Source organism: Pandoraea norimbergensis, from assembly GCF_001465545.3.
Classification (GTDB): Bacteria; Pseudomonadota; Gammaproteobacteria; order Burkholderiales; family Burkholderiaceae; genus Pandoraea; species Pandoraea norimbergensis.
This window is the reverse complement of record NZ_CP013480.3, coordinates 1,030,214-1,053,318: the sequence shown is the minus strand read 5'-3', so window position 1 is coordinate 1,053,318 and position 23,105 is coordinate 1,030,214. Positions and strand designations below refer to the sequence as shown.

General features: G+C 62.4%; 20 protein-coding genes. 1 reads left to right on the top strand and 19 read right to left on the bottom strand.

Going from position 1 to position 23,105, the window contains the following annotated elements:
• Nucleotides 1-77: 77 nt before the first annotated feature.
• The 7 genes from AT302_RS04680 to AT302_RS04650 form a co-directional block, all read right to left on the bottom strand.
• The gene (locus AT302_RS04680) at nucleotides 78-803 is read right to left on the bottom strand and encodes an amino acid ABC transporter ATP-binding protein (protein ID WP_058377432.1); all 726 of its coding nucleotides are present in this window, start codon (nucleotides 801-803) and stop codon (nucleotides 78-80) included.
• On the bottom strand, nucleotides 800-1,480 hold the full coding sequence (gene gltK / locus AT302_RS04675) for a glutamate/aspartate ABC transporter permease GltK (RefSeq protein WP_058377431.1): 681 nt from the start codon (nucleotides 1,478-1,480) through the stop codon (nucleotides 800-802). Before gltK ends, AT302_RS04680 begins: the two co-directional genes overlap by 4 nt.
• Nucleotides 1,480-2,220 carry an amino acid ABC transporter permease gene (locus AT302_RS04670; RefSeq protein WP_058377430.1) on the bottom strand — a complete coding sequence of 247 codons (741 nt, stop codon included), beginning with the start codon at nucleotides 2,218-2,220 and terminating at the stop codon, nucleotides 1,480-1,482. Before AT302_RS04670 ends, gltK begins: the two co-directional genes overlap by 1 nt.
• Nucleotides 2,221-2,327: 107 nt before the next feature.
• Nucleotides 2,328-3,236, bottom strand: coding sequence for a glutamate/aspartate ABC transporter substrate-binding protein (locus AT302_RS04665; RefSeq protein ID WP_058377429.1), 909 nt, complete (start codon nucleotides 3,234-3,236; stop codon nucleotides 2,328-2,330).
• A gap of 165 nt (nucleotides 3,237-3,401) precedes the next feature.
• Nucleotides 3,402-4,691, bottom strand: a complete 1,290-nt coding sequence (locus AT302_RS04660) for a Glu/Leu/Phe/Val family dehydrogenase (protein ID WP_058377428.1) — start codon at nucleotides 4,689-4,691, stop codon at nucleotides 3,402-3,404.
• A 309-nt stretch (nucleotides 4,692-5,000) separates the two neighbouring features.
• Nucleotides 5,001-5,957 carry a LysR family transcriptional regulator gene (locus tag AT302_RS04655; protein WP_058377427.1) on the bottom strand — a complete coding sequence of 319 codons (957 nt, stop codon included), beginning with the start codon at nucleotides 5,955-5,957 and terminating at the stop codon, nucleotides 5,001-5,003.
• Between the two features lie 94 nt (nucleotides 5,958-6,051).
• Entirely contained in the window at nucleotides 6,052-7,974 is a 1,923-nt protein-coding gene (locus tag AT302_RS04650; protein ID WP_058377426.1) for an ABCB family ABC transporter ATP-binding protein/permease, read from the bottom strand.
• Nucleotides 7,975-8,181: 207 nt separating this feature from the next.
• On the opposite strand from AT302_RS04650, the gene AT302_RS04645 reads away from it, so the two are divergent.
• Entirely contained in the window at nucleotides 8,182-8,601 is a 420-nt protein-coding gene (locus AT302_RS04645) for an acyl-CoA thioesterase (RefSeq protein ID WP_058377425.1), read from the top strand.
• A 91-nt stretch (nucleotides 8,602-8,692) separates the two neighbouring features.
• Here the strand turns inward: AT302_RS04645 and AT302_RS04640 are convergent, their stop codons facing one another.
• From AT302_RS04640 to AT302_RS04585, 12 genes are all read right to left on the bottom strand, one after another.
• A complete protein-coding gene (locus tag AT302_RS04640; RefSeq protein WP_058377424.1) occupies nucleotides 8,693-9,460 on the bottom strand; it encodes an enoyl-CoA hydratase in 768 nt (255 codons plus the stop codon).
• Between the two features lie 126 nt (nucleotides 9,461-9,586).
• Nucleotides 9,587-10,786, bottom strand: coding sequence for an acetyl-CoA C-acyltransferase (locus tag AT302_RS04635; protein WP_058377423.1), 1,200 nt, complete (start codon nucleotides 10,784-10,786; stop codon nucleotides 9,587-9,589).
• A gap of 17 nt (nucleotides 10,787-10,803) precedes the next feature.
• Complete coding sequence (locus AT302_RS04630) at nucleotides 10,804-13,248, bottom strand: 3-hydroxyacyl-CoA dehydrogenase/enoyl-CoA hydratase family protein (RefSeq protein WP_150683264.1); 2,445 nt, start codon at nucleotides 13,246-13,248, stop codon at nucleotides 10,804-10,806.
• A 17-nt stretch (nucleotides 13,249-13,265) separates the two neighbouring features.
• On the bottom strand, nucleotides 13,266-15,053 hold the full coding sequence (locus tag AT302_RS04625) for an acyl-CoA dehydrogenase C-terminal domain-containing protein (RefSeq protein WP_058377422.1): 1,788 nt from the start codon (nucleotides 15,051-15,053) through the stop codon (nucleotides 13,266-13,268).
• 39 nt (nucleotides 15,054-15,092) lie between these two features.
• Nucleotides 15,093-15,686, bottom strand: a complete 594-nt coding sequence (locus AT302_RS04620) for a TetR/AcrR family transcriptional regulator (protein WP_058377421.1) — start codon at nucleotides 15,684-15,686, stop codon at nucleotides 15,093-15,095.
• 174 nt (nucleotides 15,687-15,860) lie between these two features.
• Entirely contained in the window at nucleotides 15,861-17,018 is a 1,158-nt protein-coding gene (gene clsB / locus AT302_RS04615; RefSeq protein WP_058377420.1) for a cardiolipin synthase ClsB, read from the bottom strand.
• 16 nt (nucleotides 17,019-17,034) lie between these two features.
• A complete protein-coding gene (nudB, locus tag AT302_RS04610) occupies nucleotides 17,035-17,496 on the bottom strand; it encodes a dihydroneopterin triphosphate diphosphatase (protein WP_058377419.1) in 462 nt (153 codons plus the stop codon).
• A 138-nt stretch (nucleotides 17,497-17,634) separates the two neighbouring features.
• Complete coding sequence (locus AT302_RS04605; protein ID WP_058377418.1) at nucleotides 17,635-18,006, bottom strand: NUDIX domain-containing protein; 372 nt, start codon at nucleotides 18,004-18,006, stop codon at nucleotides 17,635-17,637.
• Nucleotides 18,007-18,112: 106 nt separating this feature from the next.
• Nucleotides 18,113-19,915 carry an aspartate--tRNA ligase gene (gene aspS / locus AT302_RS04600; protein ID WP_058377417.1) on the bottom strand — a complete coding sequence of 601 codons (1,803 nt, stop codon included), beginning with the start codon at nucleotides 19,913-19,915 and terminating at the stop codon, nucleotides 18,113-18,115.
• A gap of 47 nt (nucleotides 19,916-19,962) precedes the next feature.
• Nucleotides 19,963-20,607 (bottom strand): DUF502 domain-containing protein, encoded by a 645-nt coding sequence (locus tag AT302_RS04595; protein WP_058377416.1) that lies wholly within the window; start codon nucleotides 20,605-20,607, stop codon nucleotides 19,963-19,965.
• A gap of 143 nt (nucleotides 20,608-20,750) precedes the next feature.
• Nucleotides 20,751-21,122, bottom strand: a complete 372-nt coding sequence (locus AT302_RS04590) for an FmdB family zinc ribbon protein (RefSeq protein ID WP_058377415.1) — start codon at nucleotides 21,120-21,122, stop codon at nucleotides 20,751-20,753.
• A gap of 213 nt (nucleotides 21,123-21,335) precedes the next feature.
• Nucleotides 21,336-22,781, bottom strand: coding sequence for a sodium:solute symporter family protein (locus tag AT302_RS04585; RefSeq protein ID WP_058377414.1), 1,446 nt, complete (start codon nucleotides 22,779-22,781; stop codon nucleotides 21,336-21,338).
• Between the last annotated feature and the right edge of the window lie 324 nt (nucleotides 22,782-23,105).

Genomic DNA, 23,105 nt, shown 5'->3' with positions numbered 1-23,105 from the left:
TTTCGTCTCTGCGAGTGCTTCGAGCCAGACGACAGCGCGTCGCCTTGTGGGCTGACGCGCCGTGCCCTGCCCCGAGTTCAGTGCAGGATCTTGGCCAGGAAGTCCTTGGCGCGATCCGACTTCGGGTTGTCGAAGAACTCTTCCTTCTTGTCGTCTTCGACGATCAGGCCCTGATCCATGAAGATCACGCGATTGGCCACCTTCTTGGCGAAGCCCATTTCGTGCGTGACCACCATCATGGTCATGCCTTCATGCGCCAGTTCGACCATCACGTCGAGCACTTCATTGATCATTTCCGGATCGAGTGCCGACGTCGGCTCGTCGAACAACATGGCTATCGGGTCCATGCACAGGGCACGGGCAATCGCGACACGCTGCTGCTGACCGCCCGACAACTGGCCCGGGAACTTGTGTGCATGCGCCTTCAGGCCCACGCGCTCAAGCAGTTTCAGCCCCTTGTCGTTGGCTTCGTCCTTGCGGCGGCCGAGCACCTTGATCTGCGCGAGCGTCAGGTTTTCGGTAATCGACAGATGCGGGAACAGTTCGAAGTGCTGGAACACCATGCCCACGCGCGAGCGGAGCTTGGCCAGGTTCGTCTTGGGGTCTGCGACCGAGGTGCCGTCGACGATGATCTCGCCTTGCTGGATCGGCTCCAGACCGTTGACGGTCTTGATGAGCGTGGACTTGCCCGAACCCGACGGGCCGCACACCACCACGACTTCACCCTTCTTGACTTCAGTGGAACAGTCCGTGAGCACCTGGAACTGGCCGTACCACTTGGAGACGTTTTTGAGGGAAATCATTTCGCCAACCTCTTTTGAAGACGTTTAACCAACATCGAAACCGTGAAGCAGATCACAAAGTAGACCGCCCCGGCAAACACAATCATTGCGGGCAAAGTGCCGTCGCGCTGACCCACCTGATACGACATTCCGAAGAAGTCGGACAGGGCGATCGCATACACGAGCGACGTATCCTGGAACAAGATGATGCCCTGCGTCAGCAGCAACGGCACCATGTTCCGGAAGGCCTGCGGCAGCACCACGAGACCCATTGCCTGCCAGTACGACATACCGAGCGCAAACGCTGCCGACAACTGGCCGCGCGACACGCTCTGAATACCGGCACGAATGATTTCCGAATAATACGCTGCTTCAAACAGCGAGAAGGCGACGAGCGCCGAGACCATCCGGATGTCCCACGTGGGCGGCACGTCGAGCAACGAGCGCAGCACCTGCGGCACGATCAGGAAGAACCACAGCAGCACCATCAGCAGCGGGATCGAACGGAACACGTTCACGTACAGATCCGCGAACCACTTCAACGCCGCCACGCCCGACAGACGCATCATCGCGAGCAATGTGCCCCACACGATGCCCACGATCACGGCGAGCGCCGTGATCTGCAACGTGGTGACCATGCCCTTGACCAACAGGGGCCACGCGTCTACCACGCCGCCCCAAGCGAAGATCTCACCCATTATTTGCCCCCGATGTAGCCCGGCAGGCGGGTCTTCGTTTCGAGCCAACGCATGAACGTGAGCACGACGATGTTGATGATCATGTAGGCAACCGTCACGGCGATGAACGACTCGTAGCTATGCGCCGTGTAGTCGATCAGTTGCTTGCCCTGGCCGGTCAGTTCGAGCAGGTTCACTGTCGAGATCACGGCCGAGTTCTTGAAGATATTGACGAATTCCGAGGTAATCGGCGGGATCACCACACGGAAAGCCACCGGCAGCAGTACGAAGCGGTACGTCTGCGGCAGCGTGAGCCCCATGGCCAGACCGGCATTCTTCTGACCCTTGGGCAGCGAATTGATACCGGAACGCACCTGTTCACACACGCGGGCGGCCGTAAAGAGACCCAGGCCAATCACACCGGTGAGCAGCGAGACGTTCGCCGGATTGAGCGAGAACAGCCACTGGCGGATCGCTTCCGGGAGGAAGTCGGGCGCCACGTAGTACCAGAAGAACAACTGCACCAGCAACGGGATGTTCCGGAACAGCTCGACGTACCCCGCCGCGAAGCCCGAAATCCACTTATTGGGAACGGTGCGCATCACGCCGAGCACGGAGCCGACGATCAACGCGATGATCCAGCCGCCGAGGCCGACCTCAAGCGTGAGCTTGAAGCCCGAGAGCAGCCACCCGAAATAGGTGCTGTTCTCACCGGTCGCTACCGGCTGGAAGAAAAAACTGAAATCGAGACCGAGAGCCATGATCTCCCCTTTTCTACTTGTCTTGCTTAAAAAGAAGCGGAAGGATGACTCCTTCCGCTTCGGCATTACTTACTGATCATGCTCAGCGTTGCGATAAGCCACGAGGCTTACTTGGCAGGCGTCACGTCAGCGCTGTCGTTCGGCGCCTTCCACAGCGCGGCCATTTCAGCCGACGGCGGGAAGTCCATGTTCGTGCCGTTCAACGCCGGGATCGGCGACTGGAACCACTTCTTGTAGTCCGTGAATGCCTTGCCCGACTTCTGGTAGTTGGCCACAGCCGTGTCCACCACCTTCTTGAAGCCCGGATCGTCCTTGCGCATCATGCAGCCGTACGCTTCGTACGATTGCGGCTTGCCGACGATGCTGTAGTCCTTGGCATCCTTGAACTTGGCGCGCTCACCGGCGAGCAGGGCGTCGTCCATCATGAACGCAACGGCACGGCCTTGATGCAGCGTGATCGCTGCCTCGCCGTGATCCTTCGCGCTGATGATGTTCATGCCCATGTTCTTATCCTGATTCATCTGACGCAGCAGACGCTCAGAGGTCGTACCGGCGGTGGTCACGACGTTCTTGCCCTTCAGATCGTCGAAATCCTTCACGCCCGAGCTGTTCTTGGTCAGCAGACGCGTACCGATGATGAAGAAGGTGTTCGAGAAGGCCGCTTGCTTCTGGCGCTCGGCATTGTTGGTGGTCGAACCGCACTCGATATCGATCGTGCCGTTTTGCACCAGCGGAATACGGTTCTGCGACGTGATCGGGGTCTGCTTCGCGTCGAGCTTCGTGAGCTTCAGTTCTTTCTTGACTTCATCGACGATGGCCATCGCGACATCGTTCGCGTAACCAACGACATTATGGTTGTTGTCATAGAACGAGAACGGGATCGACGACTCCCGGTTACCCAGCGAAATCACGCCGGTGTCCTTGATCTTCTTGAGCGTACCGCTTTCCTGCGCTTGTGCAGCACCTGCCATCAGGCCCACACAACACAACGCCAATGCAATTTTCGAGAGGGTCATTCCTTGGTCTCCTTGGCACAAAACGAATGCATTTTAGCACTGCAATTGCCTGTTTTTTTATTCTCGAATGTTCGGAACGTACGTCTTTTTTGACGCATTTCGCCCCGAACATTCGTTTTTTACGCATTAGTGCGTATTACTACTTAGAGCAAAAGCACCGCCAGATCAGGGGTACAGGCCGCGCATCTCGCGCGCTTGCAGGATACGGCTACACGCCACAATGAATGCCGCCGTACGCAGCGACACCGAATGTTCCTGCGCCACGTGCCACACGCCGTCGAAGGCTTCGCGCATGATGCGCTCCAGGCGGTGGTTGATCTCTTCCTCGGTCCAGAAGAAGCTCGAGAAGTCCTGCACCCATTCGAAGTACGACACAGTAACACCCCCGGCGTTGGCCACCACATCGGGCACCACCAGAATGTTCTTGGCACGCAGAATGTCGTCGGCCGCCGTCGTGGTCGGGCCGTTGGCGCCTTCCACCACGACCTTCGCGCGAATCTTGTCGGCGTTCTTCTCGGTGATCTGGTTTTCCAGCGCCGCCGGAATCAGGAATTCGCAGTCGAGCGACCAGAATTCATCGTCCTTGATGGTCTCGGCTGCCGGGAAACCGCCCACGCCGCCCGTTTCGGCCACGTGCTTGAGCAGGTTCGGCACATCGAGGCCGTCCGACTTGTAGATCGTACCCGTGTGATCTTGCACGCCGATGACATGCGCGCCGGCTTCCGCGAACAGGCGGGCCGCAATGCCGCCCACGTTGCCGAAGCCCTGCACGATCACGCGCGAACCGCGCACGTCCATGCCCAGACGGCGGGCCGACTCGCAGCTCACCACGAACACGCCACGGCCGGTCGCTTCGCGACGGCCCAGCGAGCCACCCAGCGAGATCGGCTTGCCGGTCACGACGCCCGTGGCCGTGGAGCCCTCGTTCATCGAGTACGTGTCCATCATCCACGCCATGATCTGCTCATTCGTGTTGACGTCCGGTGCCGGAATGTCCTTCGTCGGCCCGATGATGATGTTGATTTCGCTGGTGTAACGACGCGTCAGGCGTTCGAGTTCGCCGCGCGAGAGCTTGCGCGGGTCGACGCGGATACCGCCCTTGGCGCCGCCGTACGGCACGTTCACTGCCGCGTTCTTGACCGACATCCAGGCCGACAGGGCCATGACTTCGGAGAGCGTGACGTCCTGGTGGAAACGCACGCCGCCCTTGCCGGGACCGCGCGAGGTGTTGTGCTGGACGCGATAGCCCTCGAAGTGGGCGATGGTGCCGTTATCGAGTTCGATCGGGCAGTCGACGATCAGGATGCGCTTTGGGCGCTTGAGGGTTTCGACCCAACGCGAGAGGTTGCCCAGATAGGGCGTAACGCGGTCGACCTGTTGAAGATAGTTGCCCCAGGGGCCGAGATCATCGGCTTGGAGGTAGGAAGGCAAGGCGTGCTGTGACGATTGAGACATCTCTGGATTCTCCGGCTTCAATCAGCGCCGCACGCACACACCGTGCTTGCGACACGAATGGCAGGCACTTTACCTAGAGCCGCAAAGAACAATCCAATGCCGAATAAACATGCATCTATGCGTTTCGTGCATAGATTGGCGATCTCGTCATTACGCCGAGTCAACCGCCCGGATCACGCATCGAAGTGAGTCAATCGTGCTGCCTCAGATACCCTCCGGCCGGATTCTCAATTGCGAAATGCCCCTTTGCGCATATCAGCCTATTGGGGCCAATTCGGTGAATTCGGCCAGCTTGCCGGATCGAGCGCCTTAGCCCTTGACCTGATCGCGCACGGCCTGCCAGAACGCCTCGACGGCTTCGCGTTTGGCTTTCTCGCGGCGGTTGCTCGCGTCGGCGTAGGCCAGACGGTCGCGATAGAGGCGGATTTCCATATCGAGATGCCATGGCGCGGCGGTCTTGCCCGGTGGCGCGAGGTCGATCAGCTCCTCGCGCGCGACCGAGTCGACCACGGCGCTTTCGGGTAGAAACGCCACGCCGTGCCCCGCCAGCACCATGGCCTTGAGGGCCTCGGCCATGTCGGTCTCGTAGACCTTGTCGAAATGGGGCGGGCTAGTCGTGTCGCCCACCAGCAGGTCGGCCATGCGCCCGAGGTAGGCGTTCGATGTGTAGGCCAGATAGGGCACCGGGGCTTCCGCCGTGCCGGGGAGCTTGAAGCGCGCCCGCTTTTGCGGCGTCGGCGCGCTGTAGGGGCTAAAGCGCTCGCTGCCGAGCACGACCATCTCGTAGCGCGCCACGTCGAGCTGCAAGGGCTGGCTGGGATGGTAGTAGCACATGAGCAGGTCGCAGCCGCCGTCGGTCAGCGACATCGCGGCGTCGTGCACGTTGAGCGCCCGCAGACGGGTGCGCAGCAAGCCCAGCCGCTTTTCCAGCGTCTTGAGCCAGCGCGGGAAGAACGTCATCGACAGCGTATGCGGCACGGCGAAGTCGAGCACCGAATGGTCCGCGGAACGCTGCTCGCGCAGCAAGGCCCGTGCCTCCTGCGCCTGAGAGAGCAGCGCGAGCGCCTGCTCGTAGAAGACTTCACCGGCAGGGGTGAGCCGGGTCGGATAGCTCGACCGGTCGATCAATTCACTGCCGAGCCACGCCTCAAGGGCCTGAATGCGGCGCGAGAAGGCGGGCTGCGTCACATGGCGCAACTCGGCCGAGCGGCTGAAACTGTGCGTCTTGGCGAGCGACACGAAGTCTTCGAGCCATTTGATTTCCATGCAGAGCCCCCGGGGCTGACGGTGTCAGCGCGCTAGTCTACTCAATCGCCCGCGCGCGCGACAGGGCCGCACCCAACGGTGGGGCGTCGGCCGCTCAGGACACCACCGTCGCGAAATGCGATGCCTCGGCGTCGCCCTCGCCACCACGCCGCTGTTGTTGCAGCGCCCACATCTGCGCGTACAGCCCTTGCGCACTCAGCAATTCGTCGTGCGTGCCGCGCTCGACGATGCGGCCCTTATCAAGCACGATGATCTGCGCCGCGTGCACGACCGTGGACAGCCGGTGCGCGATCACAAGCGTGGTGCGCTCCCGGGCGATATTGCGCAGTTCCGTCTGAATCGCCTGCTCCGAGCGCGAATCGAGTGCCGACGTCGCTTCATCGAAGATCAGGATGTGCGGATTCTTCAGAATCGTGCGCGCGATCGCCACGCGTTGCTTTTCGCCGCCGGAGAGCTTCAGCCCGCGCTCGCCGACCATCGACTCATAGCCCGCCGGCAGGCTCTCGATGAAGTCGTGAATGTGCGCCGCACGCGCCGCCGCGATGACCTGCTCGCGCGATGCCGACGGATTTCCGTAAGCGATGTTGTAGTAAATCGTGTCGTTGAACAGCACCGTGTCCTGCGGCACGATGCCGATGGCGGCCCGCAGCGAGTCTTGCGTCACGTCGCGAATATCCTGCCCGTCGATGGTGATGCGCCCCGCCGTTGTGCCGGGGAAGCCCACGTCATAGAACCGGAACAGCAAACGCGAGAGCGTCGATTTGCCCGAGCCGCTGTGGCCCACAACCGCTGTGGTCGTGCCTGCGGCGATGGTGAAATCCACGTCGTGCAGAATCTGGCGCGTCGTCTCGTAGCCGAAATTCACATGCTCGAAGCTCACCGTGCTGCCGGTGCAGATCAGCGCGGGCGCGCCGGGCGGGTCGGCCACTTCGCGGTTGACGTCGAGCAGCGTGAACATGCGGTCCATGTCCGTCATGGCCTGCTTGAGTTCGCGATAGATCACGCCGAGGAAATTCAGCGGGATATAGAGCTGCAACATGAACGTGTTGACCAGCACGAGATCGCCCAGCGTCATCCTGCCGCTCATCACGCCCTGCGTGGCGTGCCACAGAATCAGAATCAGCCCGGTGGCAATGATCACCTGCTGCCCGAAGTTGAGCACGGAAAGCGAGTTCTGCGAGCGGATGGCCGCCGCACGATAGCGCTTCAGATTCTCGTCGTAGCGCTCCGTCTCGAACGCCTCGTTGCCGAAGTACTTCACCGTCTCGTAGTTGATCAGCGAATCGATGGCGCGCGCGTTGGCCTTCGAATCGAGCTCGTTCATCGTGCGGCGGAAATGCGTGCGCCACTCGGTCACCTTCACGGTGAACGCGATGTAGAACACGAGCGCCGCGAGCGTCACCAATGCGTAGAACGCGTCATAGCGCACGACGAAGAAGCCGAGCACCAGCGCCACTTCGATGAGCGTGGGCAGAATGCTGTACAGCGAGTACGAGATCATCGACTGGATGCCGCGCGTGCCGCGCTCGATGTCGCGGCTCATGCCACCGGTCTGACGTTCCAGATGGAAGCGCAGCGAGAGCGCGTGCAGATGGCGGAACACTCTGAGCGCCACTTGCCGCACGGCGCTTTCCGTCACCTTCGAGAACAGGATTTCGCGCAGCTCGGTAAAGAGCGACGTCGACAGGCGCACCACCCCGTAGGCGATCACCAGCATGCCCAGCCCGCCCACGACGATCAGTGCCGGGTCGGCGGTGGCACGGGCGGTAGCCGAGAGCGCCGCCACCGGCCCCAGCGCATCGACGATGTGCTTCATCAGAATCGGCACACCGAGGTTGGCCACCTTGGCCAGAATCAGACACGACAACGCGAGCGTCACCCGCCCGCGGAATTCGAGCAGGTACGGCAGCAGCGACTTGAGCACCTGCCAGTCGTTGCGCGGCTTCTTGGGGGTGTGCTTCGCGTTCGGGGCATTGGCCGCCGCCGGCGCAGGCTCGGCCGGAGTAAAACGTCTCATGATGCTGTGGGGGCGGGGTCCGGCCCGGGCAACAGGTCCGGTGGGGGGCTTTCCGCTAAAATCGTCAATGGCGTATTTTCGCAGAACCCGGCGTCTCATGCTGAGCCAGCGCCGGGCGGGCTTCTCCTTTGGGAGAGCCCCCTCGAATGCCCCGCCTGCCGGTGCATTCCCGAGTTTTCCCGCTTTTTGGCTCACGCAAGGAACCCCATGAGTACCCCGACCCCTGCCCTCACGGCCCTGCCCGACGAAAAAGAACTGGCGTTGCGCGTGATGCCGATGCCTGCCGACGCCAATGCCCATGGCGACGTGTTCGGCGGCTGGATCATGTCGCAGGTCGACATTGCCGGCTCGATTCCCGCCGCGCAGCGCGCCAACGGCCGTGTGGCAACGATTGCCGTCAACTCGTTCCTGTTCAAGCAGCCGGTGTTCGTCGGCGATCTGCTGAGCTTCTACGCGAAGATCGTCAAGACCGGCAACACGTCGATTACCGTCTACGTCGAGGCCTACGCACAGCGCATGCGCCTGTCGCACGAGATCGTGAAGGTGACCGAGGCCATGGTCACCTACGTGGCCACCGACGAGGACCGCCGCCCGCGCCAGTTGCCCAAGCTCGAAACGCTGGGCTGAACGCCGGAGTGAAGACAAAGAAGGCTGGCGACCCGAGGGTCGTCAGCCTTTTTATCATCACGACATTACGCCGGAGCGCCCGGTTTCCGTCTCACGAAAACTGACTGAAATCCGGCTTGCGCTTCTCGAAGAAGGCGGTGAACGCCTCACGCGCTTCGGGCGACAGCAGACGCTTGCCGAACTCCAGCGCCTCGTCGCGAATGCGCTCCTGCACGTCGCGCGCGCTGTCGCCCTTCATCAGTTGCTTGGTCACGCGCAGCGAGCCCGCCGGCATGGCGGCCAGTTGCGCCGCACGCTTCGCCGCGAATTCCGCAAGTTCAGCCGCCGGGACGATCCGGTTCACGAACCCCATCACCACCGCTTCATTCACGTCGAACGGCTCACCGAACAGCAGCTTCTCGGCGGCGCGGTGATAGCCTGCCACGCGCGGCAACAGCCAGCTCGACGCGGCTTCCGGCACCAGTGCCAACTGCGAGAACGGCAGCGAGAAGCGAGCCGTCTCGGCGGCGTACACCACGTCGCAATGCAGCAGCATCGTCGTACCGACACCCACGGCGTTACCCGCCACCGCTGCCACGATCGGCTTGGTCGCCTGACTGATCTGGCGCAGAAACTGGAAGACGGGCGCGTCGTCGTCCTTCGGCGGGTGCTTCAGGAAGTCTTCGAGATCGTTGCCGGCGGAAAATGCCTCCGGCTGTCCCTGAATCAGGATCACGCGAATGGCAGGATCGGCATCCGCCTCGGCCAGCCCATCGGCGAGCGCCTGATACATCTCGGCGGTGATCGCGTTTTTCTTGTGTGCGCGGTTGAAGGTCAGCACCTGTACCGCGCCCTGGCGTTGCACCAATACGTCGTCCATCTCCACTGTCTCCTGATCCTGAATGTCGCGTTCGTCTTATGACAAACGCCGGGGGCAGATACGCGCACTACGCGATCCACACCCCGGCGCCTGATGACCGGCCACTTGCCTGTCCGGTCCCCGTCCTTACATGCGCTCGATGATCCCCGCTGCGCCCATGCCCGTGCCCACGCACATCGACACCATCCCGTACTTCAGGTTGTGGCGACGCAGGGCATGCACGACCGTAGCTGCACGCACCGCACCGGTGGCACCCAGCGGGTGGCCCAGCGCAATGGCGCCGCCCATCGGATTGACGCGGCTCGTGTCGAGATCCAGATCCTGAATCACGGCGAGCGCCTGTGCGGCAAACGCTTCGTTCAGCTCGATCCAGTCCATGTCCGACTGCTTGAGACCTGCGGCACGCAGCGCCGCCGGAATCGCTTCCTTGGGGCCGATGCCCATGATTTCGGGCGGCACGCCGCGCACGGCGAACGACACGAAACGCGCGAGCGGCGTGAGGTTGAATTGCTTGAGGATCTTCTCGCTAACCACGAGCAGTGCACCGGCGCCGTCCGAGGTCTGCGAGCTGTTGCCAGCCGTGACCGAGCCCTTGTTGGCGAACACCGGACGCAGCTTGGCGAGGCCTTCGATCGTCGTATCCGGGCGCGGACCTTCGTCGAGCGACAGCGTACGCGTCTTGATCGACACTTCACCGGTGGCGAGATTCGGGAAACGTTCGACGATCTCGATCGGCGTGATTTCGTTCGTGAACTCACCGCGTTGCTGGGCAGCGATCGCCTTCTGGTGCGAGGCCAGCGCAAAGGCATCCTGCGCTTCGCGCGAGACCTTCCACTGCTGCGCCACCTTCTCCGCGGTCAGCCCCATGCCGTAGGCGATGCCCACGTTCTCGTCGCGCTCGAAGATCGACGGCGAGAGCGACGGCGTGTTGCCCATCATCGGCACCATGCTCATGCTTTCGATACCGCCGGCGAACATCGCGTCGGCTTCGCCCACACGAATGCGGTCGGCGGCCATCGCGAGGGCCGTGAGGCCCGAGGCGCAGAAACGGTTGACCGTCACACCGCCCACCGTGTTCGGCAGGCCCGAGAGCAGCGCACCGATACGCGCCACGTTCAGGCCCTGCTGGGCTTCGGGGATGGCGCAACCGATGATCGCGTCTTCGATCACTTTCGGATCGAGATCGGGCACCTGGGCGAGCGCGCTCTTGAGAATCGTCGCGAGCAGGTCGTCCGGACGGGTGTTCTTGTAGCTGCCCTTCGGTGCCTTGCCGATCGGGGCGCGCGTGGCGGCAACGATGTAGGCGTCTTGCAGTTGTTTGCTCATGTCAGTCTCCGATCGGCTTAGTTACGCACCGGCTTGCCGGTTTGCAGCATGCCCATGATGCGTTCCTGGGACTTCGACGTGCCCAGCATTTCGATGAAGGCGCGACGCTCAAGCGCCAGCAGCCACTCTTCGTTCACCAGGCTACCGGCTTCCACGTCACCGCCGCACACCGCTTCCGCGATACGCGAGGCGATCAGGAAGTCGTGCGCCGAGATGAAGTTGCCGTCGCGCATGTTGACCAGTTGCGCCTTGATCGTCGACACACCCGAGCGGCCTGCCACCGGAATGCCGGCCGGCTTGAGCGGCGGGCGGTATCCGGCCAGCGACAACGCGCGGGCTTCGTTACGGGCAACCGACAGCAACTCGTGCACGTTGTAGACGATGGTGTCCGACGGCTTCAGGTAGCCCATGTCGCGCGCATCGATCGCCGACGCCGAGACCTTCGCCATGGCGGCGTTGGTGAACGACTTGGTGACGAATTGCAGATACTGGACGCTGCCTGCTGCGGTGGCCGCTTCGGCCGCACGAATCGCGGCTTCCTTCAGACCGCCGCCGGCCGGCACGAGGCCCACGCCGACTTCCACCAGACCGATGTAGCTCTCGAGCGCCGCCACGCGCTTGGCGCTATGCAGCAGCAGCTCGCAGCCACCGCCGAGGGCGATGCCCGAGACGGCGGAGACGACCGGCACCTGCGCGTACTTCACGCGCATCATGCCGTCCTGGAATTTCTTGATGAACGGCTCGATACCCTTCGCGCCGCCCATCATGAAGGCCGGCATGGCGGCTTCCAGATCGGCACCTGCGGAGAACGGACCGCCCGGCGCGCCGAGCTTGAGCGACGTCGGTTGCCACACGACTACGCCGCGATATTGTTCCTCGGCCAGATCGATGGCACGCACCAGACCGTCGATGACGGCCGGTCCGATCGTGTTCATCTTCGACTTGAACGAGACGATGAGCACGTCGTCCTGACCCGGGGTTTCATCGACCCACAGGCGCACGGCGTCGTTCTCTTCGATCGTCTTGCCGAACTTGCGCGGGTCGTTGCCGGCTTCGCCGACGAGCGCCGCCGGGAACACCTGACGCTGGTACACCGGCAGCGTGCTGCGCGGCACAAACGCGTCCTTGGCGGGGGCGTATGAGCCTTCGGCCGTGTGAACGCCACCGGCTTCGGCAACCTTGCCGCTCGTCACCCAAGCGGGCAGCGGCGCGTTCGACAAGGCCTTGCCCGCGTCGATGTCTTCCTTGACCCACTGGGCCACGTCCTTCCAGCCAGCGGCTTGCCAGTCTTCGAACGGACCGGTGGTCCAGCCGAAGCCCCAGCGAATGGCGAAGTCGACTTCACGCGCGTTGTCGGCGATCTGATCGAGATACACGCCGATGTAGTGGAACACGTCGCGGAACACGGCCCACAGGAACTGCGCCTGCGGGTTGGTCGATTCGCGCAGCAGACGCAGACGCTCGGCCGGGGCCTTCTTCAGAATGCGCACGACCATCTCGTCGGCCTTCTTGCCCGACTCGACGTACTCGCCCGATTGCGGGTCGAGCACCTTGATGACCTTGCCTTCCTTCTTGTAGAAGCCCGCGCCCGTCTTCTGGCCCAGTGCGCCCTTCTCCACCAGTGCTTTCAACACGGGCGGCGTGGCGTAGGTCGGTGCAAACGGGTCGTCCTTGAGGCCGTCCTGCATCGTCTTGATGACGTGCGCCATCGTGTCCAGACCGACCACATCGGCCGTGCGGAACGTGGCCGACTTGGCGCGGCCCAGCTTGCTGCCGGTCAGATCGTCGACGACATCGAACGGGATGCCGTACTTCTGCGCTTCGGCGAATACCGCCAGAATCGAGAAGACGCCCACACGGTTGGCGATGAAGTTCGGCGTGTCCTTCGCGCGCACCACGCCCTTGCCGAGCGTGGAGGTGAGGAACGTTTCGAGCTGGTCGAGAATCGCCGGTGCCGTGGTGGCGGTCGGGATCAACTCAACCAGATGCATGTAGCGCGGCGGGTTGAAGAAGTGCACGCCGCAAAAGCGCGCCTTCAGTTCCGCGTCGAAACCTTCCGAGAGTTCGGTGATCGACAGGCCCGACGTGTTCGACGCGAAGATCGCGTGCTTGGCCAGATGCGGGGCGACCTTCTTGTACAGGTCGTGCTTCCAGTCCATGCGCTCGGCGATCGCTTCGATCACGACGTCGCAACCGGCCAGCTTTTCGAGGTCGTCTTCGTAGTTGGCGGCTTCGATGTATTGCGCGTCGGCCTTATCGGCGAACGGCGCGGGGCTCAGTTTTTTCAGGCCGTCGATGGCGCGCAGCACGATGCCGTTTTTCGGGCCTTCTTTCGCAGGCAAATCGAACAGCACGACAGGCACTTTCGCATTGACCAGATGAGCGGCAATCTGCGCGCCCATCACGCCGGCGCCGAGCACGGCTACCTTGCGAACGACCAGGGGTTTGTTGGTTTGACTCACGGTGATCTCCTCCGCTCTCAGAACAGGTCGACGTCGACTTCCATTTGCGTCTTCGCGCCGGCACGTGCCACGCGGATGTGATACGCGGTCTCAGGCAGCAGCTTGGCGAAGTAGAAACGCGCCGTAGCGAGCTTCGACTCGTAGAACTTGTCGCCGCTGCCTTGCTTGTCGAGGGCAATCCTTGCCATGCGCGCCCAGAAGTAGGCGAACACGAGATGGCCGACCACGCGCTGGTACGGCACAGCGGCTGCGCCGACTTCATCGGGGTTGGCCATCGCCTTCATGCCGATTTCCATCGTCAGCTTCTGGACCTTGTCGCCGATGTCCGCGAGCGGATTGACGAACTCCTGCATGTCTTCGCGCACGCCTTCGGCTTCGACGAAGTCCTGCACGAGCTTGCCGAACTTCTTGAGCTTGGCGCCCATGTCGCCCAGCACCTTGCGGCCCAGCAGATCGAGTGCCTGAATCGTGTTCGTGCCTTCGTAGATCATGTTGATACGCGCATCGCGCACGTATTGCTCCATGCCCCACTCGGCGATGTAGCCGTGGCCGCCGTAGATCTGCATCGCGTGGTTCGTGCACTCGAACGCGTTGTCGGTCAGGAAGGCCTTGATGATCGGCGTGAGCAGCGCGACCAGATCGGCAGCCTCTTTACGCTCGGCTTCGTCACCGTGCGAGAGCTCCTTGTCGATGTGCAGCGCGGTCCAATACGAGAAAGCGCGGCCGCCTTCGACATAAGCCTTTTGCGTGAGCAGCATGCGACGCACGTCCGGGTGAACGATGATCGGATCGGCGGGCTTGTCCGGTGCCTTCGGGCCGGTGAGCGAGCGCATCTGGATGCGTTCCTTCGCGTACACCAGCGAGTTCTGATAAGCGACTTCGGTCAGGCCCAGACCCTGCATGCCCACGCCCTGGCGTGCGGCATTCATCATCACGAACATGGCGTTCAGGCCCTTGTTCGGTTCGCCGACGAGCCAGCCCTTCGCGCCGTCGAGGTTCATCACGCAAGTGGCATTGCCGTGAATGCCCATCTTGTGTTCGATCGAACCGCACTTGATACCGTTGCGCTCACCCGGTGCGCCGTTGGCGTCGGGGATGAACTTCGGCACGACGAACAGCGAAATGCCCTTGGTGCCCGGGGGCGCATCCGGCAGACGTGCCAGCACAAGGTGAATGATGTTGGCGGCCATGTCGTGCTCGCCGGCCGAGATGAAGATCTTGGTGCCCGAGATCGCGTACGAGTCGTCGCCGTTCGGCTCGGCCTTCGTGCGCAGCATGCCCAGGTCGGTGCCGCAATGCGGCTCGGTCAGGCACATCGTGCCGGTCCATTCGCCCGAGACGATCTTCGGCAGATAAGTGGCTTGTTGTTCGGGGGTGCCGTGCGCGTGCAGGCATTCGTAGGCGCCGTGCGACAGGCCCGGGTACATCGTCCACGCCTGATTCGCCGAGTTCAACATCTCGTACAGCGCGTTGTTGATGACTTGCGGCAGGCCTTGACCGCCGAATTCCGGGTCGCAGCCCAGTGAGGCCCAGCCGGCTTCGACGTATTTCTGATAGGCCTCTTTGAAGCCCGTCGGCGTGGTGACCACACCATCGCCTTCGTATTTGCAGCCTTCGCGATCGCCCACTTGATTCAGCGGGAAGACCACTTCGCTACAGAACTTGCCGGCTTCTTCGAGCACCTGATTGATGGTGTCGGCATCGACGTCCGCATGCTTCGGCAATGCTTTCAATTCGTTTTCCACGCCCAGCAGTTCGTGCATGACGAATTGCATGTCGCGCAGCGGCGCGTTGTACTGTCCCATGACCTTCTCCTCCGAAACGATTCGCGGACGGCTCGCGCCTCACCCGCGCTGATAAGACGAAATCAGTTTTTCCAGTGCCACCCGGGTCATCTCTACGGCACCCGGTTCCCGCAGGAAGCGCGCGTCGTGATGCAGGCCGAGCGTCAGGCTGTACATTTCAAAGAGCATCAGGCGCGGATCGGTGTCCGAGCGCAGATGCCCCTCCTCCTTCGCTTGCGTGATCGCGCGCAGCAGGGCCGATCGCCACAACCGCACACTCTTCACCAAGGCTTCGCGCACCGGGCTGGCCGCGCGATCGTCGTACTCGACGGCACCGCTGATATAAATGCAGCCCGTCGTGACTTCGCGAATCCGTTTGTCCATCCAGCGATCGACCAGAGCGCGCAGTCGCGGCAAGCCGCGCGGCACGTCCATGCTGGGGGCAAACACTTCTTCTTCGAAGCGCCGGTGATATTCGCGCAGCACTTCGATCTGCAAGTCTTCACGCGAACCGAAATGCGCGAAAACCCCGCTCTTGCTCATCTGCATGCGATCGGCCAGCAAGCCGATCGTCAGGCCTTCGAGTCCGTCACGCCCCGCCAGTTCTAGCGCAGCATTCAGGATCGCGTTGCGTGTCTGTTCACCCTTTCGCATGTGTATGGCATCGCTTTGGTTATCCGTTCTCCGATGCTAACCATAAAATCGAACGGCCGTCCTATTATTGGGGGACGCCCATGGGCGAACAAGGAATTTATTAGATCGGAATACCTAATCGAAACGCGTGGCGGCGGGCGTGAAAACCCCGGCCAACCGGCCGTCTGGCGGGCTTCAGTCGTACTTGCCGCGGGTGATGGCTTTCATCGCCAGCCGGTACAGCCGGTAGGCCGCCCACTGGCGAAACCGCCGCCATAACGAGCGCCCGCCGTATTGGGCGGCGTCGATCAGGCGCGCTTCGGCGAACGCTTGGCGGATATGGTCACGCAGTTCGATGACAACCGGGTCATCGAGCACGACCACGTTGGCTTCGTGATTGAGGAAGAGAGACAGGGCGTCGAGATTGGACGAGCCGACCGTGGCCCACACGTCGTCGATCACCGCGACCTTGCCGTGCAATTGGCGCATGTCGTATTCGCCGATGCGCACGCCCGCGTCGAGCATCTTGGCGTAGAGCCACGGCACCGCCATATCGAGCAGACGGAACTCCTTGCGCCCGATGAGCAGGTGCACGGCCACGCCACGTCGTGCGGCCTGCGTCAGCGCGCGGCGCAGACGGCGTCCGGGGACGAAATACGGGTTGGCGAGCCAGACCTCATGGCGGGCCCGGCCCAATGCCATCAGGTAGGCCTTTTCGACCGAGCGGCGATTGTGCAGGTTGTCCCGAGCAACGAATGCGGCCTGCCCGGCGACAGACGAGTGCAACCGCCCGCGCTGGCCGCGGCGACGGTGCCGGAAGGGTGTGCCGAGATAGCCGGGCGCGAGACGCAACCACTGGATATGAAACGCGATGGCAATTTCCGCGACGATCGGGCCACGGCATTGCACCGCGAAATCCCAGCGCGGGTCGTTCATGCGCACGCCGCCGCCCGCGTTGTAGTCGTCGATGACGTTGATACCGCCGACAAACGCGACCTCATGGTCGACGACGGCGAGCTTGCGATGCGTGCGTGAAAAGCCGAATTTTCCGAACAGATGCGGGTTGTAGATGCGATGCATGACACCGCACTCCCGCCAATCCTCGACCAGTGGCAGGCGCCGGCTGGTACCGATGCCATCGGTGATCACGCGTACCGAGACGCCACGCTGCGCGGCGCGTTGCAGCGCGGCGGAAATGTTCTGTCCGGCGTCGTCGGCTTCGAAGATGTAGGTCTCGATCACCACTTCGCGCCGGGCGGCGTCGATGGCGGCGATCAGCGCGGTGAAGTACGCCTCGCCGAGGTAGAGCAGCGTCAGGTCGTTATCGTGGGAAAACGGCAGGTACTTGCTCATCAATCGCGCCGGGGCGTCAGCGCACGCGCGTGGGTAACTGCCGGATCGCGTCGCCGTTCGAGGGCGAAAAACAGCGAGCGGCGGCGGCTTCCCAAGGCAACCATTCGTATGCGACATGCTCACGCGGGGCCAGCGTCACCGGGGTGTTCTCCGGAACACACAGGCCGAACCAGTGTTCGGTGTTGCGCGTGACGTCCGGGGCATAGCGATGCGCCCAACGCGGGTAGATGTTGTACTGAATCTCGTGCTGCCAGTCGGTCAGCGCGCTGGCGGGCAGGCCGCCCTCCCCCACGCGAATGCCCGTTTCCTCGAACACTTCACGCGTGGCCGTCTCGATCAGCGGCTCGTCGAGGCGATCTTTGCTGCCGGTCACCGACTGCCAGAAATTGTCGGCATCGGCCCGCTCGATGAGCAACACGTCGAGCGCCGGCGTGTAGATGACGACGAGCACGGATTCGGGAATCTTGAAGGGCTTCATGCAGGTGGTGAGCGAGGGAAAGCTGCGCCGGTGCGTCGCGCTGGTGAGTCATTGTAATGGGCAACGGCAGCAATTCGGCGTCTGCTTCGCAGGATGGGCAAAGATCGCAGCCAACCAGACGGCGAAGCAAGGCGATGCTTATGCGCGCGTGACCGCATCCCAGTAGCACTGGGGCAGATCGTCGGGGCGCGGCCCGTCGACGTCGATCCAGCCGAACATCGTATGCTCGTCGCTCGTGACCAACGGCGTGAGATCGCCCGCGTCCCGCTCGCAAACGTAGAAGACCAGCATCACATGCCGCCCGGGAATCACTTCGAACGACGCGCTGCCGTGGTAAGTCACGTGCGCGATCTGCCAGCCGCATTCTTCGAGCACTTCGCGGCGCACCGCATCTTCCAGCGATTCACCGGGTTCAGGCTGGCCACCCGGCAGTTCCCACTCGTTGCGCGGATTGCGCGCGAACAGCACCGTGTCGTTGCGGCGAATGATCGCCTTCGCACTCACTATCATCGACGTACACTCCCTCGGCATTCCCACCACATAAACAAAAACCCCCTCGCCTTGCGGCAGAGGGGGTTCGAACGTTTCATCACGAGCGATACGCCCGCGAGATTCGTTAGGCCTTCGGCGCTTCCGACTGACGCAGGCGGATGTGCAGGTCGCGCAGTTGGCGCTCGTCGACCGGCGACGGGGCTTGCGTGAGCAGATCCTGCGCGCGTTGCGTCTTCGGGAAGGCGATCACGTCGCGAATCGAATCGGCACCGGCCATCATCGTGATGACGCGGTCCAGACCGAAGGCGATACCGCCATGCGGCGGCGCGCCGTATTGCAGCGCGTCGAGCAGGAAGCCGAACTTCGCACGGGCTTCTTCTTCACCCAGCTTGAGCGCACGGAACACCTTGCTCTGCACTTCCTCTTGGAAGATACGGACCGAACCGCCACCGATTTCCCAGCCGTTGAGCACCATGTCGTAGGCCTTCGCCAGGCACTTGCCCGGGTCGGTCTCAAGATAGTCGATGTGCTCGTCCTTCGGGCTCGTGAACGGGTGATGGCAGGCCACCCAGCGGGCGTCTTCTTCGTCGTATTCGAACATCGGGAAATCGACGACCCACAGCGGACGCCAGCCGGCTTCGAACAGGCCGTGGCTCTTGCCGAATTCCGAGTGACCGATCTTCAGACGCAGCGCGCCGATACCGTCGTTGACGACCTTTTCCTTGTCGGCACCGAAGAAGATGATGTCGCCGTCTTGCGCGCCGGTGCGCTCGAGAATCGAGGCAATGGCAGCGTCGTGCAGGTTCTTCACGATCGGGCTTTGCAGACCGTCGCGGCCCTTGGCCACTTCATTGACCTTGATCCAGGCCAGCCCCTTCGCGCCGTAAATCTTCACGAAGTCGGTGTAAGCGTCGATCTCGCTACGCGAAATTTCCGAACCGCCCGGCACGCGCAGTGCAACCACACGGCCGCCTTCGGTCGTAGCAGGCACCGAGAACACCTTGAAGTCCACATCGCCCATCACGTCGGTCAACTCGGTGAATTCGAGCTTCACGCGCAGGTCCGGCTTGTCCGAACCGAAGCGGCGCATCGCTTCCGAGTACTGCATGACCGGCACCTTGGCGTCGAATTCGACGTTGATCGCTTCCTTGAACACGTGACGAATCATGTTCTCGAACAGGTCGCGAATCTCTTGCTCCGACAGGAACGAGGTTTCGCAGTCGATCTGCGTGAATTCCGGCTGACGGTCAGCGCGCAGATCTTCGTCGCGGAAGCACTTGGTGATCTGGTAGTAGCGGTCGAAGCCGGCCACCATCAGCAACTGCTTGAAGAGCTGCGGCGACTGCGGCAGCGCGAAGAACATGCCCGGGTTCACACGCGAGGGCACCAGATAGTCGCGCGCGCCTTCCGGCGTGCTCTTGGTGAGCATCGGGGTTTCGATGTCGATGAAGCCTTGCGCGTCCAGATACTTGCGCACTTCCATCGCCACTTTGTAGCGCAGGCGCAGGTTGTATTGCATCTGCGGGCGGCGCAGGTCCAGCACGCGATGCGTGAGGCGCGTGGTTTCCGACAGGTTTTCGTCGTCAAGCGGGAACGGGGGCGTGACCGACGGGTTGAGCACTTGCAGCTCATGGCACAGCACTTCGATCTTGCCGCTCGTCAGGTTGGCGTTTTCCGTGCCTGCCGGACGGGCGCGTACCAGACCGGTGATCTGCACGCAGAACTCGTTGCGCAGGCCTTCGGCGGCCTTGAACATCTCTGCGCGGTCCGGATCGCACACGACCTGCACCAGACCTTCGCGATCGCGCAGGTCGATGAAGATGACCCCGCCGTGATCACGGCGGCGATTGACCCAGCCACAAAGCTTGACCGTTTGGCCCAGTTGTTGCTCGGTCACCAGACCGCAGTAGGAGGTACGCATGGACATTTTGCTGTTCCGATTTTCAAAAAATGACGCCGGGAGTCACCGGTGGCTCACAGGAGCGGGCCGGGACGCTGCTGGCGCGGGTTGTGGGCGGGTGCCACCACGCCCATCGATACGATGTACTTGAGGGCGGCATCGACCGTCATGTCGAGCTCGACCACGTCGCTCGCCCGCATCATCAGGAAGAAACCTGACGTGGGGTTCGGCGTCGTCGGGACATAAACGCTCACATACTCGCCCTGCAAGTGATTGACCACGTCGCCGCCCGGCGCGCCGGTCAGGAAGGCGATGGTCCAGGAATCCGCGTGCGGATAACGCACGAGCAACGCCTTGCGAAACGCGTTGCCATTGCTCGAAAGCAATGTATCGGACACCTGCTTGACGCTGCCGTACAGCGGTCCGACCACGGGAATGCGCGTAAGCACGGCTTCCCACCAGCCGACCAGCTTCTGGCCAATGAAATTATGCGCCAGAAGGCCGACGACGAACACGAACGCGAGGGTGACCACTACGCCGAAGCCCGGCACACGCATGCCGATCAGGTGCGACGGCTGCCAGTCGTCAGGCAGCAGCAACAGCGTCTGATCCATCGTGCCGATGATCAGGCCCAGCACCCACAACGTGATGGCGAGCGGCACCAGCACCAGCAGGCCGGTGAGGAAAATCGTCTTCAACGCGGGTTTTTTGACGCTCATGGCAGGACTCGCGAATGTCGGCGGCTACTGGGTCAGCGGGGTCAATCACGCGCCAGGCCGCCGGGCCGGACGCGTCGTTCTGCTTGTTCTTGCAATTCAGGCAATACAGGTAATTCGGGCAATACGGGTCATGCTGCCAACACTTAATGACAAGCGCAGCCGCCACCGCAACTGGCTGCCGGGGTGCTCGACGACGCGCCGTCCGTGGAGGACGAAGCCGACGAACCCGCCGACGCGTCTGAGGCGCTCGACGACGTCGAACCGCTATCGCCCGACGAGGCCGCTGCCGTCGACGCCGCCGCGCCGGAAGCCGGTGCACTTGCGCCGCCCGAACCACCACGGAAATCCGTGACATACCATCCCGAACCCTTGAGCTGGAAGCCCGCCGCAGTTACCTGCTTGCGAAACGTATCCTTGCCGCATTCCGGGCATTGGGAGAGCGGGGTATCGCTCATTTTTTGCAGCACATCTTTCGCGAAACCGCATGTTTCGCAACGATAGGCGTAGATAGGCATGATTCTTTCCGACGGGAAAAGGCGCGCAAAGCCTTGAATTATAACCGCTTCACAAGGCTTTCGGGATTTGTCCGGAGATATATGGGCACGCGGTGACGCAAGATCAAGGTCTCGCGTCACCGTATTTGAGGTTTCTGCCCGGTGACTAACTGGGACGGCATCTCGCGTAAAAGCGAGCGCTCACACAATCGGCAGCCTCAGCGCCCGGACGATTTAGATCGTCGACACCTCTTGGCTCGGCGGCTGACCACGCTCGGACGCCGGTTGCAGCAACGAACCCACGACCATGCCCGTAATCGAGGCCAGCAGGCCAGCCAGTTGCGGCGGCACGAGTGCCTCCGGGGCCAAAACTTCGCAGCCGATCCAGACGACCAGACCGCTGAACACGGCAAGCGTGCCGCCCAGCGAGCTCGACCGCTTCCAGTACAGGCCGAACGCCAGCGGCACGAAGCAGCAGACCAGCGTGACCTTATAGGCGCTCTCGACCATCTGGAAGATCGACGCCTTCGAATTCAACGCATACACCAGCACCAGCGCGGTGAAGCACAGCACGACGATGCGCATCAGGCGCAGCAGATGCTTGTCGTCGATCGGGCCGCGCAGCATCGGGCGAATGATGTTCTCGGCAAACGTGACCGACGGGGCCAGCAGCGTGGCCGACGCGCAGCTCTTAATAGCGGACAGCAGCGCGCCGAAGAACATCACCTGCGCCACGATCGGCACGCTGGTGAGCACCAACTGCGGCAGAATCTGCTGCGGATCGGTGCCGATGTACTTCTGCACCATCGACGGGGCAATCAGCAGCGCCGAGTAAGCAAGAAAGATCGGGATGAACGTGAAGAAGAAGTACAGCACGCCACCGGTGATGGAGCCTGCGACTGCGATGTTCTCCGTCTTGGACGACATCACGCGCTGGAACACGTCCTGCTGCGGTATCGAGCCGAACATCATGGTCACGCCCGCCGCAATGAACGCCAGCACGTCGGCAGGATTCATCGCGGGCAGGAACACGAACTTGCCGGCGTCGGCCGCATGGGCGATCACGGCCGTCGCACCGCCCGGCACCATGCCCGAGACTTCCACGGCGATGTAGACCAGACCCACCACGATGATGATCATCTGGATGAAGTCGGTCACGGCGACCGAAATCATGCCGCCGAGCAGCGTGTATGCGAGCACTGACACCGCGCCGATGATCATGCCCGTGGGCTCCGACATCGCGCCGCCCGAGACGGTATGGAACACGAGGCCCAGCGCCTTGATCTGCGCGCCCACCCAGCCGAGATACGAGATCACGATGGCGATACTCGTCACGACTTCGACGGTGCGGTTGTATTTGAGCTTGTAGAAATCGCCGATCGTCATGAGGTTCATGCGATACAGCTTGCGGGCGAAGAACACGCCGACGAGCACCAGACACATCGACGAGCCGAACGGGTCGGCCACGATGCCGCGCAGGCCGTCGCCGATGAACGTGGCCGGGATGCCAAGCACGGCTTCCGAACCGAACCACGTGGCAAACACCACGGCGATGACCATGCCATACGGCAGGCGGCGCCCGGCAACGGTGAAATCTTTGGTATTGCGGACCTTGAGGGCGGCCAGCAGCCCGATGGCCACCGAAATGACCCAATACAAAATGACAAACCAGATCAGCATAACGCGGCCCCAGCCAAGCCCCAGGGCGACGGTAGCGGCGGCAGCGTCAGTGTGCGGGGCGTGATCTGGCCGTCGGCGGCCGCACACGCGAACTAACGAAACCGTGCCGCGGGCCGCAGCCTTCCGGGCAACAGAAATTCAGGTCGAGCATGACGGGGCTGATGCTGTTCAGCGCTCGGGGGCGCCCGTTTTTGCCACCTGGCGAAAAAATTTGGGCCGATTATAGCGGCGCGAGACACGCGCGGGGAAAAAATCACAAATCCCGCTGCCGGACGTTGCAGATTTCGGGAAACGGTGGGCGGAGGCCTCAGTCTTGCGTGCGTC

Coding starts and splice junctions, on each gene's coding strand:
- clsB (WP_058377420.1), bottom strand. CDS start 17,018: ATGAGCAAGTACCTGCCGTTTTCCCACGATAACGACCTGACGCTGCTC.
- AT302_RS04655 (WP_058377427.1), bottom strand. CDS start 5,957: ATGGAAATCAAATGGCTCGAAGACTTCGTGTCGCTCGCCAAGACGCAC.
- AT302_RS04640 (WP_058377424.1), bottom strand. CDS start 9,460: ATGGACGACGTATTGGTGCAACGCCAGGGCGCGGTACAGGTGCTGACC.
- AT302_RS04620 (WP_058377421.1), bottom strand. CDS start 15,686: ATGCGAAAGGGTGAACAGACACGCAACGCGATCCTGAATGCTGCGCTA.
- AT302_RS04660 (WP_058377428.1), bottom strand. CDS start 4,691: ATGTCTCAATCGTCACAGCACGCCTTGCCTTCCTACCTCCAAGCCGAT.
- AT302_RS04605 (WP_058377418.1), bottom strand. CDS start 18,006: ATGATAGTGAGTGCGAAGGCGATCATTCGCCGCAACGACACGGTGCTG.
- AT302_RS04585 (WP_058377414.1), bottom strand. CDS start 22,781: ATGCTGATCTGGTTTGTCATTTTGTATTGGGTCATTTCGGTGGCCATC.
- AT302_RS04625 (WP_058377422.1), bottom strand. CDS start 15,053: ATGGGACAGTACAACGCGCCGCTGCGCGACATGCAATTCGTCATGCAC.
- AT302_RS04595 (WP_058377416.1), bottom strand. CDS start 20,607: ATGAGCGTCAAAAAACCCGCGTTGAAGACGATTTTCCTCACCGGCCTG.
- AT302_RS04590 (WP_058377415.1), bottom strand. CDS start 21,122: ATGCCTATCTACGCCTATCGTTGCGAAACATGCGGTTTCGCGAAAGAT.
- gltK (WP_058377431.1), bottom strand. CDS start 1,480: ATGGGTGAGATCTTCGCTTGGGGCGGCGTGGTAGACGCGTGGCCCCTG.
- AT302_RS04670 (WP_058377430.1), bottom strand. CDS start 2,220: ATGGCTCTCGGTCTCGATTTCAGTTTTTTCTTCCAGCCGGTAGCGACC.
- AT302_RS04665 (WP_058377429.1), bottom strand. CDS start 3,236: ATGACCCTCTCGAAAATTGCATTGGCGTTGTGTTGTGTGGGCCTGATG.
- AT302_RS04635 (WP_058377423.1), bottom strand. CDS start 10,786: ATGAGCAAACAACTGCAAGACGCCTACATCGTTGCCGCCACGCGCGCC.
- aspS (WP_058377417.1), bottom strand. CDS start 19,915: ATGTCCATGCGTACCTCCTACTGCGGTCTGGTGACCGAGCAACAACTG.
- nudB (WP_058377419.1), bottom strand. CDS start 17,496: ATGAAGCCCTTCAAGATTCCCGAATCCGTGCTCGTCGTCATCTACACG.
- AT302_RS04680 (WP_058377432.1), bottom strand. CDS start 803: ATGATTTCCCTCAAAAACGTCTCCAAGTGGTACGGCCAGTTCCAGGTG.
- AT302_RS04650 (WP_058377426.1), bottom strand. CDS start 7,974: ATGAGACGTTTTACTCCGGCCGAGCCTGCGCCGGCGGCGGCCAATGCC.
- AT302_RS04645 (WP_058377425.1), top strand. CDS start 8,182: ATGAGTACCCCGACCCCTGCCCTCACGGCCCTGCCCGACGAAAAAGAA.